Raw genomic sequence first — 15320 nt, forward strand, 5'->3', positions numbered from 1 at the left:
TGACAGCCTTCCATTACATTAAAACCTTAAAATTAATGTATCTAAAACCATTATGGCGAATGGTTTAGGATTATTTTTTAATAAAACGCTTAATTATCTTCTCTCCATCTTTCTCAAAAACAACCAGATAAACTCCTTTTCTCAAATTCGAAACGTTCAAACTATTGTCATTCATTTCTTGAGATAAAACTACACTTCCTGTTTGAGAATCGACTACATTAAGATTTCCTCCTGAAACATCTTTTGTAAAAAATAACGTTTCTGAAACCGGATTTGGATACACATTAAAGACAACATCAATTGGTTCTTCTTCTTCAATAAGAGATGAAGTTTCCCCCGTTATAGCAGCTGCACCAATTTTTGTGATTTTAATCCAGTTGATGTTCATACCTGTATTTTGAATGTAGATTCCAAAATTATACGTTCCTGCATTTACGTTTACCGTTTGTGTAACGGTTTGCCAGTTTTGCCAGCCTCCCGTATTAGGTATATCAACATTTCCCAGAATAATCGTTCCTCCGTTTAAATCAGATGATAATCTGCCTCCAGTTACGCCACTTGCTACTCTGTATTCAATTAAATACGAACCTGTGGTTGGAAAATTGATGTTATTATACGCAATCCAATCACCTGTTTCGGTGTAACCAACGTTTGATCCTCCTCCAGTATCTGTTGTCACTTCGACCTGAATTCCACTCATAGCAGAATAATCTTCGGCCTGAATTAAAGTTGAAGTTTGTGCAGTTGTGGTGGAGATTAATTTCCATTGTCCACAAGTTTGATTGTTGTTATCCCATTGCTGTACATTTGCGCCATTGGCAGTGCTTGCTCCGGCAACCTCAACAATTCTACCACTGTGTCTGGCTACTATTTTATAAAAGCCATCACCTGTTCCCACCAGAATAAACTGTTGATTTGTAGTTCCATTATATGGATATTGCTCGACATTGGCGCCATTGGCTTTATTAAAACCATTTACATCTAACGATTGGCCGCTGTGATTCGCAATAATTTTATACAGACCATCGCCTAAATGAGTGAAAGTATATTTTTGATTATTTCCTGTATTTACAGTTCCTTGTGCTACATTGGCTCCATTAGCTAAACTGGCATTCCAGACATCCATATTTAAGCCGCTGTTTCTGTTTTGTAAATAGAAAGTCTGATTTCCTAGAGTCGTAACGCCATTGGCCAAAATTCGAATTGAACTTACTTTGTCATTCCACGTTGTATTTAAACACGAATTATCAGAATTAATTACAGTCGAAGCTCCCGTAAAATTATCATCCTGATATAAAATCGCCTGAAAACCCTGTGTAATTTTAAGTGACGAAATATCATCATTTAAAATTCCTAAAGCATTTAAACTGGCCAGATTATAATCACCAATTGTCAATCCGCCAGAGAAACCGGTATAATTACAATCTTTATAAACGGTAATCACATCTGTAGAAGCCACTATATTTCCTCCCGGCGGAATAGTTCCTGTAATCGAATAACTTCCTATAGAACCATAAGCCGAATATCCTCCATAACCCGCGCTTCCGGCTCCGTTTCCGTCAACACCAACAAAATATTTACCAGCTGGTAAATTTACATTCATGGAAGCATTTAAAGCAAACGGATCGGAATTCCAATACGTTCCCATTTCAGCTCCGGCCGAATTATATAATCGAAGTAAAAGATGCAGATTTCCATCTCTTGAAACTGTATTGGCATTTATAGATACATTTCCTCCTCCCGTTGTAAACATAAAGAAATCATAATCAGCTTCACTTGAAATAATTCCATTTTTCTGATTGATGGCACCGCTTCCGTTATAATCTAAATTGGCTGCAGCAGCTGTAGTATTACCGTAATCATCGCCTCTGTATCCCACACCAAATTTAGCACTTGCGATAGTGGCAACATCATCTTGTTTGTTGTTGGCATAATCATATTCTCCTTTACTCCATTGTACAACAGGTCTGTAATAACCTGCTCCCATAATAGGTGCCCATGAAGTATTGTTTATCCCGACAAAATAATCTTCAGCAGGATTGGTACGGCCATCATGACCAAGATCAAAAGTATGCCCGACTTCATGCGCTGAGGCATCTCCACCCGATTTGCCCGAAGTAATAAATACCCAACAAGGTACATCATTGTCCCAATTGAAAGAACCAATATAAGCGACACCTCCTGCTCCCGGAGCTGCAGTATTGGTTGGAGTTACCACCACGCGCATTCTTCTGTTTCTTGGATACGAATTAAAAATGGCTTCACTTGTAGTCACATTTAGATTAAAAGGTCTGTAATCTTCTGCCACTACTTCCCAATGTTGCTGTACATCGGCATCACTCATTCTCGATGGTGCTGCGTTAATAGCATTTCCGTTATTCCAAAGATTTCCTGCCGGCATATTATAACCATCAAAATCTAACATTACACAGCCTGCTGCACCCGGTAAACTTTGTAAATTCAACAAAGCGGGCGCAATTGCAGCAGCAACTGCTGTTTTATTGGTTGTTTTTTTAGTGTTTTCAGGTATATCTTTAAAATTAATACAAACAATTGTATTGATATCAACTTTAGAAACATAAGCATTTCCCTGAGCATCTGAATAATATTTGAAAGCTTCTTTTGTTTTCTTTAAAATAATATGACCTTCCAGCTTTTTATCCATCACTTTTACGAAAAAAGAGGATTCGGGAACATCCTTTATTTCTCCAATCAGGAATTCACTTGATTCATTTGATTCTTTGTAATTTATTTTTCCTTTAAAGTTTTTTGAATTTTCAACCTGAAGTAAAATGGTCTTTTCAATGCCTTTTGAGGTTGTACTGGTCACCAGTTCCTGCTTTAAAGTATTCATAAAAGTCTTCGTAGAGCCTAAGGAAGTCTGGGCAATTGCAAAACTGCTAAAAGCCAGAAATAGAAATAAGCTTAACCGAAATTTGTAATTTGTTTTCATATGTAAGGTAGATTTGGGGTTAAAAGGATACAATACTATGTGGTAAAATTTAACCGCAAAGGGCGCTAAGGCTTACGCAAGGTTTGCAAAGTGTTTATTGACAAAGCTTTGCGAACTTTGTGCTTTCTGAGCGCAAACTAGAACAAAAATCTTTGCGCCCTTTGCGGTTAAAATCTATTTTTTGATAAAACGTCTCACGGTTTTGATTCCGTCTTTTTCAACTAAAATCAGGTAGATTCCTGTTTTTAAACCAGAAACATCAAGACTATTATTACTGATTTTTTGGGTTGAAACTGTATCTCCACCCTGAGAATTTATAATGCTCACATTTGCACCTGAAACTTCAGCAGTAAAGAAAATAGTGCTTTCTGTTGGGTTTGGATAAATAGTCAAACTTTCGATTTTTTCTTCAGAAACTGATGCCGTTAAAGCTGTCTTTGCTGCCAGACCCGAAGCTGATTTTGTGATTCGGAACCAGTTTAAATTCACACCGGAGCTCTGAATATAGATTCCGAAGTTATAGGTTCCGGCGTTTACATTAACCGTTTGCGTGATAGTTTGCCAATTTTGCCATCCTCCTGTATTAGGAACATTTACAGCACCAAGCTGAATAGTTCCTGCACTTAAATCTGATGATATTCTGGCTCCGTTCACAGCACTTGCTACTCGGTATTCAATTACGTAATTACCAGAAGTTGGAAAATTGATGTTGTAATATGCCATCCAATCACCTGTATCGGCATATCCTACATTTAAACCTCCGCCAGTATCTGTCGTAGCTTCGGTTTGAACACCACTCATTGTGGAGTAGTTTTCTGCCTGAATTAAAGTTCCGCTTGTTGGTGGCTGACTTCCGGTAATAACCTGATTAACGGCTGTTAATAGTGATTTAGAACCTGTAGCATCCTGAGATAATTCCCAAATCATGACCCCACCGGCATTTTGAATTGCGAAAGTTGTTTTTGCTTTAATGGTTGGAATTCCGTTATAATAAATAGTATTTCCTACCTGATCAACATTTTCTGCTCCAGGATATTGGGCTACAATATTCGCATAAGAAATTCCCTGATTGGCTGAAGCGCCAAAACCATATCCGTAAAACGGAAGTCCAATAATGGCTTTACTAGCCGGTAAACCTCTTCCTGTCCAGTAATTGAATTGATTCACAGCCATACTATATGGAGAATGTTGTCCCGGACTGTTCGGTGCCCACGGACCTGTTGCATCATAGGCCATAATATTAATCCAGTCATAAGCCGCAAAAGTAGATGCAGGTACATTTGCACCACCATATCCTTCTGAAAGCGCTGCCGAAATCAATTTGCCATTTGCATGCAATTTATTCGCCAAAGCAATTACAAAACCTCCGTAATCGCCATTAATTGCCGGACCTTCTAAATCAACATCGACTCCGTCAAAATTATGAGCTACCACATAATCGTAGATCTTTTGAATGAAAGCCGTTCTGTTTGCAGGTGTAATCAGATTAAAATAATTGTCGCGAATGGCACCGCCTTCAGAAACAGAACCTCCTCCAAGCGAAACAAAAACCTTAATATTTTGACCGTGTGCCGCATTAATAATACTGTTACTTCCCGAATTGAAAGTCAGATACCCATTTGCATCCGGATTTTCAAACGCAATATTTATATGCGTTAATTTGCTATACTGAATACTGCTTGAAAAGGCATTCAGGTCTATCCAGTTTGGAATGTATGCGATAACTTTTTTCTGGGCTATCGCTAAATTAAAAACACCCAGCATTAAAATAATTATGCATTTCTGCAGCATTGTTCTGTAATTGTTTTTCATAATAATTTGTTTAATAGATTAATAAACTTGTAAATAATGGGGGCGGTTTTTGAGTTTGGTTTTTGATTTCAGACTTTAAATTTTAGATTTTAATTACTATTCATCTAATTTGGCAGAACTAACACTACCTAATTATCATCTAAAATCTAAAGTCCGAGATCTGTTTTTAAAACTATTTTTTAATAAAACGTTTGATCGTCTGTTTACCTTCTTTTTCAAAAACAATCAAATAGATTCCTTTTCTTAAGCGAGAAACATCGATATTGTTGTTACTGATTTTTTGAGACAAAACAGCTGCTCCGGTTTGAGAATCAACAATTTTTACATTTTGTCCGGAAACATCTGTTGTAAAGAAAATTGTACTGTCTGCCGGACTTGGATAAACATTTAATACCGTTTCAACCGGAGCTTCTTCTTCAACCGGAGCTAAAGCTTTTTTTGCAGTTGAAGCAGCGCCGACTTTCGTAATTTTAATCCAGTTGATGTTCATTCCCGTATTCTGAATGTAGATTCCAAAATTGTATGTTCCAGCATTCACGTTTACAGTCTGAGAAACCGTTTGCCAGTTTTGCCATCCTCCTGTATTCGGGATATCAACAGAACCCAAAACAATAGTTCCGCCATTTAAATCTGAAGATAATTTGCCACCAGTTACGGCACTTGCTACTCTATATTCAATTAAATACGAACCTGTAGTTGGAAAATTTATGCTGTTGTAAGCAATCCAGTCGCCAGTTTCGGTATAACCAACATTTGATCCTCCACCAGTATCTGTAGTTGCTTCAACCTGAATTCCGCTCATGGCAGAATAATCTTCGGCCTGAATTAAAACAGAGGTTTGCGAAGTTGTAGCCGGAATCAATTTCCATTGTCCACAAGTTTGGTTGTTATTGTCCCATTGTTGTACAATAGCGCCAGAAGCTGCACTTGCTCCTGCGACTTCAACAATTCTGCCGCTGTGTCTGGCAACAATTTTGTAAAATCCATCACCAGTTGAAACCAATACAAATTGCTGATTGGTTGTGGCATTGTATGGATATTGCTCTACGCGTGCACCATTAGCTTTATTGAAATTATTTACATCTAATGATTGACCACTGTGATTGGCTATGATTTTATATAAACCATCACCTAAATGGGTAAACGTAAACTTCTGATTGTTTCCGGAATTAAGAGCGCCCTGATTAATTCCAGCTCCATTAGACATACTCGAATTCCAAACATCCATATACAAACCACTGTTTCTGTTTTGTAAAAAGAAAGTCTGATTTCCTAAAGTGGTTGTTCCGTTTGCTATAATTCTGATAGAAGTTACTTTGTCATTCCACGTTGTATTCAAACAAGTATTATCAGAATTAATTACCGTTGAAGCTCCTGTAAAATTATCATCCTGATATAAAATCGCCTGATAACCCTGTGTAATTTTAAGCGAAGAAATATCATCATTTAGAACGCCCAAAGTATTCAAACGAGCCAGATTATAATCTCCAATTGTTAATCCGCCAGAAAATCCGGTATAGTTACAATCTTTATAAACCGTAATCACATCTGTGGTAGCCGGAACTGAAGGAACTGTTCCCGCATATCCACCAAAACTTGCAATAACTTTTGTTGGCTGTGGACTATGAAGCGATGGCGATTGATCCGCTACATCATCATATGCAAATCCGTATGCCAGATTATCAACGCTAATGCCTGGCAAATGCCAAAATTTAGAATAATGATTCGTTGGATTTACCTGATAATATTTTGACGCATCATACCAGTTTTGCTGTCCCGGATTTGCAGTAGTAGTGTTTACAACATGTCTGTTGATTGCAGCCGTTAACTGCGCCTGAATAACAAGATCTAAATCTCCGTCGACCAATCTTCTGTCCAGAACTCCTTTTCCTTCGAGTGCTTCCTGAGTCGAAGGCCGGTTTTGAACTCTTCCTGTACGGCCGACAAAACCTCCGGATTGACCAACCATTTCCAGTTGCTCTCCAATCACTCGTCCTTTAAAAACTCCGGCATCTCCGGCATAGAATATTAAATCTTCATTTTTATATTTGTTCCAAATCGCATCAATATAAGATTTTAGGTAATTGGCCTGAGGTCCTACAGAAGTTCCTCCGGTTCCATCTGCAAAAGCAGGAGTTTTTGATGGCGCTGTAATTTCGCCCGTTGCATCATTAACGCAACCCTGAAATTCTGATGGAACATTGGCCTTAAAAGCCGCAACAATATCAGCGTGTTTTTTTAATTCACCCACTCTTTTCTGATAGCTGTTTGCTCCAAATAATTCCAATCCCATTGGATATTTATACGAATCCACTCTTGAAGGATTTCCGAAGAAACCATATTGATTATTCGTCAATTCAATAATTTCATATAAAATTCCCTGATTTGGATCTGTTGCATTCAACGGATTCGGAGAAGTATAACCAGAAGGTGCTCCGCTTGCTCCAAAAAAATAAAAATACAGCTGTTGTCCCTTGGCAATAAAAACTCTGCAACCCGCAATTTGTGGGAGCGTAAAAGTCTTATTCGGAATCTCGCTCAATTTGGTAAAACAATTGGCATATTTTGAGTTTTGTCCCGGACCGGTATTCCCACCAATTATTGGTCCGGTAACGGTATTATAAGACGAACTCATAGGCAAAACCTGACTCGTTTTAGCGTTCACCCAAACGTGATTTCCGGTTGTATAATCTATACCTACAATGGCAACATACAATTCGTTGTCATTAAATGTCGAGGTATTACTGATTGTAAATGGTATAGGCCCTTGCCCATACATAAAATTAGATAGTAATGCGAAGAACATTACTGCAAAAAAGGTTTTTAATAATTTAAAACTTCTCATTTTTAATTCTTTTAGGTTAGTAAATTGGTTTTAAATCAATTAGTAAGTAATGAGAAAATAGGTATGCATAAAAAGCCGGGTGTAACTATTTAGGATCGTAACACCCAGCCTGTTTTAATTATTGCTTGATCAGTTTTTTAGACCAGCTTTTTTGATCTGATTTGAAATTCAGAATGTAAATTCCGCTTTTAAGTCTGCTAATATCAATTTGAGCATCATTAGACTCTACTTTTCTTTCGATTAATAATGTCCCTGAATTATCATAAATTGTTACTACTTTATTATTTAATTGATCAGGTATTGAAAGTTGAACATAATTACTCGCCGGATTAGGATACATAACAAATTCAGTATTTTCTACTTCAGTTTCTTCAATAATAACCGCAGCTTTTTTAGCTGTAGAAGCAGATCCGTACGCTTCTATTTCGAATAAAGAATATCCGTATGGAGTCAAAGCTTTTGTAGTACATAAAATTCGAAGGTATCTTCCTGTTCCACTTACAGCCAAATCATCTGTTCCTCCATCGCTGGCGGTTTGTGTGTTGATGGTTTCATTTTCGGTGAAAACATTATCTGTAGAAAGCTGTATTTTATATTGGGTTGCAAAAGCAGCTTCCCATTTTAGAACCACGCGATTGATGTTGTAATTACTTCCCAAATCAACATAAATCCATTCACTTGTATTAGCAAAACTGCTAGCCCAACGTGTTCCTGCATCTCCGTCTGTGGCTTTCGCCGAAGAATAAGTAGCATTTTCTTCTGTAGAAGCTGTAGCTGTTTTGGCCAGAGCTAAATTGGTATTCGTTGGAGCCGTAATATTTCTAACAATAACATCGCTGAAAACTCCCGTTGTCAAAGTTCCATTTGCATGAGATGTCACAGCCATACCTACATAAATAGTGCTTGCCATGGCAATCGTTCTTGGTGTACCAAGTTGCGTCCAGGTTGATCCGTTGTCTGAAGTATAAGAGGTAAACACATTTCCTGATCTTACGATACGAATCCATTTTGGAGCCGTACCAGCCGCTACCGTAGCCGTCGTGATTCCAGAAACTGCATCTCTTGATAGAAACTCTACTCCTGCCGCTGCGCTTACGTCAGTCATCGCATGTTTAGAAGTTGGCGTAAGCGTTTCTCTAAACATAACTCCGGCTTTGGCATATGTATTCGTATTTGTTAATGAATTTACTTTTGCAATAATTTCAGCATCACCTGTAATCGATTGATTTACAAATTGAAATTGATCGCTTGTTTCCCAAATATCATTTCCTGAACCTTTGATGGTAAAAGTTCCACTGGCGTGAGTCGCTTCTCCGGCTGGAGTAACAGCGCCTAAATCGGTACTAACCCACGGCGCAGGTAAAGTTGCCGGTGGATTTTCTGTAGAAACTAAATTTAAAGCTCTAAGATTATCAAAATAATAGGTGTTTCCTGAACTCGTTCCTGGCTCTAACAAGAAAACAAAACGATTTACTTCGCTGTCTAACGTTGATGCATCAGGCGAGCTCGCATAGGTAAAAATTACGGTATGCCATGCATTACTTTGCTTTACAACACCCTGATAAATACTATGTCTTCCTGCCGGATAATTTGACGGAATAGAAGCGTTGCTTTCTGCCTGCCAGGAAATTATAGATCCAACTGGTGCTGAAGTATACACATCCATCGCAAACTTCTTAGTACCTGCTTTGAAATCTCCAATGTTCGTTAAAGTGGTATTGAACGAAAAATTATCATACAATTCCGTTGCTTTTCGAACATATTTTCCAACGTTTGAAGAAGTATTGATTCCGCTTGCATTTGGATTTGCCGTGTTTGGCGTATAAGTTCCAATAGCATCTCTAAACGTAATATTGTGCGTGCTTTGATAATCTTCATACACAACTCCTGGCGTAAAAGTATCCGGAAGTTTTGTTGAACCAATTCTGATATTATCAAAATAATAGGTATCGCTGGTATAAGAACCTGAATTAGCCAAGATAACCATTTGGTTCACTGCCAAATTTGAAGTTCCTGCATCCGGACTTGAATTATAATAAAAAGTGAGTGTTTCCCATTGATTTTGTTTGGTGGTAATTGCTACATAATTACTGTTTCTTCCGGTTGGAAAATTAGCGGGAAGCGATGTTGCACTATTTTCTAAATTCAGACTTACAACAGTACCAATTGGTGCCGAAGTATACACATCAATCATAATTTTGTTCGTCTGATTTTTTAGTAAACCTGCATCTTCAATATTGTTTTGTGTATTAAAGAAAAGTACATCATATTGTTCGGTTACATTTCGAACATACTTCGCCACATTGGCTGAAGAGTTTACCGAATTTGCTCCCGGATTTGCAACTACAGAATACGTTCCGGTAGTAGTTCCTTTTATTATCTTATTAATACCATCGTAGTTTTGCAAAACATCCGTAGCAATAATAGGTTTTTCGGGTGCTGCTTTTGTGAGCAGATTATCGAAATAATAGGTTGCACCTGAATTCGAATTCGATTCAAAAAGAAAAACCACATTATTGATCGTCAAGGCGCTTGTATTTGGGTCAATTACTTTTTCGAATTCAAATTCAATTGTTTCCCATTTGTTTTGCACCGTTGTCGTGGCTTTGTAACCGCTATGTCTTCCCAAAGGAAAATTGATTGCAGTTGTTACCAGACTATTCTCCAATTGCATCGAAATCTTTGTTCCAACCGGTGCCGATGTATAAATATCAAAAGAAAGCTTTTTTCTTCCGTAGACATAATCATTTGCATTGCTAATTGTTACGTTTTTGATATTTAAAACATCATACAATTCAGAAGCGTTACGAACATATTTTCCAACTGAAGCAGAAGTATTAATTCCTGTAGCTGATGGATTTGCAACAGCTTCTGTCAAAACTCCTGTTTTATTACCGTACACGATATTTCGGTTTGATTGAAAATCTTCGTGAATTTTTTCTACAGTTAAAGGTGCTTCTGTTATTACTGCCAGTTTATATGTATTAGCAGCACAGCCCGAAACTGTTGTAGCTACGGCAACATCTCCCCCAGAAGTTCCCCAGTTTACAGTAATCGTGTTTGTGCCTTGTCCTGATGTAATTGATGCACCAGCAGGAACTGTCCAATTGTAAGTTGCACCTGCAATTGGGTTTATAGAATAGGTTTTACCAGTTTCATTATGATACACTTTTGCATCGCCCAGAACTCCATAAGTAAAACTTCCGCTGTAAACGCGAACGTAATCAACTTGTAGTTTTGCCGGGAAATCAGCCGGAATTGGCTCTACTCCTGCGCCGTTTACGCTTGTGTAAGGCGTTCCTAAACTACCAACAGCCAAATTTAAAATAATATAAAACTGCTGATCGTTAAAAGGCCACCCGCCATTTACTGTAGTATTTGGTGTAGCAGTATGAAATAAATTGCCATCAATAAACCATTTGATAATATTGGGTCCCCATTCTACCGCATAAACGTGAAATTCAGTCGATAAATCAGTTGGCGAGCTATAACTTCTTCCTGTAAAATGATAACCACCTCCATCATAATGAATCGTACCGTCTATCGATTTTGGATTTCTGTGTTTGGCTTCCATGATATCAATTTCACCTGTAAAAGGCCAATTTGATGTACCGGCAGGCAACATCCAGAAGGCAGGCCACGCTCCCATTCCGGAAGATAATTTCATACGAGCTTCAATTCTACCATATTTAACGGCATATTTTCCTTCAGTAGTTAATTTTGCAGAGGAATAGGGTTGTTGCGGGAATGCGGCATTCGGCTCGTACTTTGCCTGAATGTTTAGATAACTGTCTGTTCCTTCTTTTACAATTGTTGCCTGATTTGGATCATAACGTTGTGCTTCCCCATTTCCAAAGCCGCAAAGCGAAGGGCAACCGTTTCCGGAAATACTTTGCCACTTAGTTAAATCTACGGTTGTGCCGTTAAACTCATCAGACCAAATTAAGGTGTTGCATTGTGCCTGAAGTTTTAGAAAAGGTGTAAGAAAAAATAGCATCAGAATGATACACCTTTTTAAAAAATAATAATTGCTTCTCGGTGGTCGGCCGAAAAAAAAGTCTTTTTGTTTCATTTTTTTAGTTTTTTGTTAGTAAAGCTTATTAACACAATAAATCTTCTGTTTTCAAAAAACAGATCAATATTGTATTAATAAGACGACAATATTAACAAATAAACTACCCAAGACTTCAATTTTGGGCTACGGTTTGACTACGGTGTTTATAAAAAATTGTAATAAACAGCTTTCAAAAAGCGTAAAAATACTTAGGAATTTACTGATAGTAAAAAAAACGCCGATGCAGCGGTTTTGAATAGGTAAAACATGAATTTGATTTGTACGAATGCAAAAGAAAATGTAGTTTACGTATGACGAAAGAGACTCGAGCGATAGCGACTGGCGAAGCAAATCCTCGCGAGTAGCTCTACAAAGATTGGTGGCTTTTGTAGGCGGAGTTACTTACGAGGATTTCTCCTTCGTCGAAAATGACAAAAATGAGGGTAAATCTGCGTAAAAAAACATTTACACATTTAAAAATTAAGAATAAACTCCGTAATGTTAGCATCTGACGGAAGCTGCAATTTCTTGCGAATGCGGTAACGGGTATCTTCAACACCTCTTACAGAGATTCCTAAAAGCGGTGCAATCTCTTTGGTATTGAAATTCATTCGCAAATAAGCACACAATCGCATATCGCGCGGAGTCAATTCAGGAAAACTAGTTTTAAGCCTTTGCATGAAATTATCATGAAGCTGATTAAATATTTCTTCAAACTCATTCCAATGCTGATCTCCTTGAAGTTCGTGATCAATAATTCGGTTTATTTTGGTCAGTAAACTAAAATTGGTATTGGAATCATTTTTCTTATCAATCTGACTAATAAGTTCTTTAATAGAAAGTAAAATTTTATTTAAATGAATAAGATTGACCGTATTCGAAGCCACTTTAGCATTTTTCAGATTGATAGTAGCTTCGAGGTTTTCCTTCATAATCGCCATATTCTCCTGCTCCAAGGCTAATTTTTGTTCGTTTAATTCGGCACGATTTCGCAAAAGTTGCTTTTCCTGATTCAGAATTAATTGTTCACGATCGCGTTCTGCAAGATTTTTTTGATATTTGATAATGGCATAAATCAGAACTCCAAAAAGAGCAAAATACAAAATATAAGCCCAACTGGTTCTGTACCATGGTGGCAAAACTTCAAATTTAAAAACGGTCTCTTCACTTACAACATCATAAATATTTTTTGCCCTTACATGAAAAACATACTCGTTTTCAGGCAAATTGGTATATTCTTTTTCAGTTTGAAGGCTCCATTCTGACCATTTGGGTTCAAACCCTTCTAACCAATACTCGTATCTTGTTGCATCGGCTTCGTCGTAACAAAGTGCTGCAAACGAAAAATGCAAAGCGTTATTTGAATACGCTAAATCCGGGCAAAATACTTTCTCCTCTGATTTTATATTTGTTGGAAGTACATCATATCGACTTGAAAATAATAAACTGTCTTTCGGAAAAATGCATTTTACCTCAGAAATAACAGCTTTATATTTAAACTGGTAATTTTTACTTTTCAAAGCGCTGTAATGAATTAGACCTTCCTGTGTTCCAAAAAAAACGTCTCCACTTGCTGTTGTTTGAATGTTCTCGAAACCCGGAACATATAAATATCTTAATTTCCTGAATGGCAGCTCTACTACATCAAAGTTTCCGCTTGCTTTTTGACTCATTCTGCCGGTATTTTCTCCTGAAACGTACCAGATATTATTTTGATTATCTACTTTAAGCAAACGAATGTGATTTTGCATCCCCAGATATTTCCTAAAAACAGGATCAGGAATCATTTTTTTGGAAGCAGCATCCTGCTTATAAACTCCTTTTGTTGTTCCAAAAAGTATTTGGTTGTTTATTTTGAAAGTATTCAAAAACAAACTTGATGGAAAACCAGCTTCCTGATTGTAAAACTGAACATTTGAAACAGCGTCAAAAGTTTTATTAAACTTTAGTTTATAAATTCCTTTATAACCGTGCGCAATCCAGATATTTCCTGCAGTATCCGTTTCAATCACCCTGCTGCTTTCTTCAAATCCCTTTATTTTATGTTGAAAAACCCAAAAGCTATTTATTTTCTTCAACAAATATAGTCCTGTATAACCTCCAACTAATAATAAATCAGGATGATTCGGAACAATAACCCCTTTCCATGTTCCGTCTGTTTTGGCTAATAATTGAGCTGAATTGCCTTTTATCTCGAAGATTCCGTTTTTTTCAAAAGCTAAAAGCGAATTACCAAAAACATCAATATTCCATACATTTTCAGACATTCCCGAAATACGTTGAAAATGTACATTTTTATGTTGCCCATTTTTGTAATCGTCCCAATCCATCCAAAATACACCATTATCTGTAGCAATATAAAGCTTGTTCTGATAAATTTTGCTACAATATATTTTGGTTTCAGAATTTGAAGCATCCAATATTTTGGACAAAGGAGACGAAATCTGAATCAAGGAAATTCCTTCTTTTAAGGTTACCCATAAATTACCGGCGACATCTACTTTAAGATTAGTAACATATTCATTCTGCAAACCCATTTGTTTATTAACATGCTGAATCAAATTCCCTCCACTATCCAGGACTATCAACCCCGATTGACGCGTCCCAATTCCAAAGTATCCGCCAGAAAGAAAAATTGCTGTTGAGATTTGATTTTGTTTTAATAAAGCATCAACTTTAGTAACAAAAGGTTTTAATTCATTGTTTTGATATTTAAAAAGTCCATTCTTTTGTGTCAGAATTACCAAACCTTCTTTTGTTTCAAGAATCTTTCTAATCTTCATTCCTATAAATTGTGTACTATTAGGAATTGCAATCAAAGCATCATTTTCTAGTTTCAATAAACCTTTTGCATTATCCGAAACATAGATTGCTTTTTTAGTCTCAAAAAACTCATCAAATTTAGAAGGAGATTGTAATATTTTGATTTTGTTTTGCTTGTAAATGAATATCGCTTCATTAGAGAAAAAGGTCACTTCATTATTACGGACAACTGTATGTAATACATCACCGAAATTTCTGAAAGAAACGGGAAGTAATTTTACGAGAGAAGTGTATTTATATTGTCCATTTGGCAATTGAACCGCATAACCAAAGTCACCTTGAGCGCCCACATAAATCTTATCCTTTTTGTCAATAGCAAGAGAACGGACCATACTTCTATTTTCCGGCTGCGTAACGATACTCCATCTTACTCCATCAAACTGCATGATGCCAAAATGATTGGCAAAAAACATCATTCCTTTAGAATCCTGAATAAGATCACAGTTTTCTGAAGCGGCTTTATAGGTTTTAGGACTGTAATTCGTGATAAAAGGAACTCCAATTTTCTTAATTTGGGCATTAACAATTGGATGCAAAAGAGATATTGATAGAATTAAAATTCTAATTATAAATTTCGTCATTTTGTTTCTTTCTGTAGGTTAGTTTTGCGGTGTTAAGAACCACAATCAAAAAATCAGCTCTTGGGGAAAAGTCAATTTTCAGGCAAAAAGAAATTATTTTATCGTGGCTTCAAAAATTATAATTTGACAATTTGAGGCACTAAAAAAAATGAATCTCTATAATCAAATATATAAAAATTTATTTTAATGTAACTAATTGCATTTTAATTAGATAATTCGATAATGAGAAAATTAGATGATTTTTAGCGCAAT

General features: G+C 36.7%; 5 protein-coding genes. All 5 read right to left on the minus strand.

Annotated elements, in window-relative coordinates; all coding sequences use genetic code 11:
* Positions 1–70: 70 nt before the first annotated feature.
* Entirely contained in the window at positions 71–2953 is a 2883-nt protein-coding gene (locus tag IRZ99_RS21175) for an RICIN domain-containing protein (protein ID WP_228519048.1), read from the minus strand.
* A gap of 174 nt (positions 2954–3127) precedes the next feature.
* The gene (locus IRZ99_RS07950) at positions 3128–4765 is read right to left on the minus strand and encodes a glycosyl hydrolase family 18 protein (RefSeq protein WP_194656762.1); all 1638 of its coding nucleotides are present in this window, start codon (positions 4763–4765) and stop codon (positions 3128–3130) included.
* Between the two features lie 172 nt (positions 4766–4937).
* Entirely contained in the window at positions 4938–7610 is a 2673-nt protein-coding gene (locus IRZ99_RS07955) for a beta-1,3-glucanase family protein (protein ID WP_194656763.1), read from the minus strand.
* 118 nt (positions 7611–7728) lie between these two features.
* On the minus strand, positions 7729–11607 hold the full coding sequence (locus tag IRZ99_RS07960) for a family 16 glycosylhydrolase (RefSeq protein ID WP_228519049.1): 3879 nt from the start codon (positions 11605–11607) through the stop codon (positions 7729–7731).
* 530 nt (positions 11608–12137) lie between these two features.
* Positions 12138–15068, minus strand: a complete 2931-nt coding sequence (locus IRZ99_RS07965) for a triple tyrosine motif-containing protein (RefSeq protein WP_194656765.1) — start codon at positions 15066–15068, stop codon at positions 12138–12140.
* Positions 15069–15320 lie beyond the last annotated feature (252 nt).

Origin of the sequence: Flavobacterium sp. LC2016-12 (assembly GCF_015351595.1) — a bacterium.
GTDB lineage: Bacteria > Bacteroidota > Bacteroidia > Flavobacteriales > Flavobacteriaceae > Flavobacterium.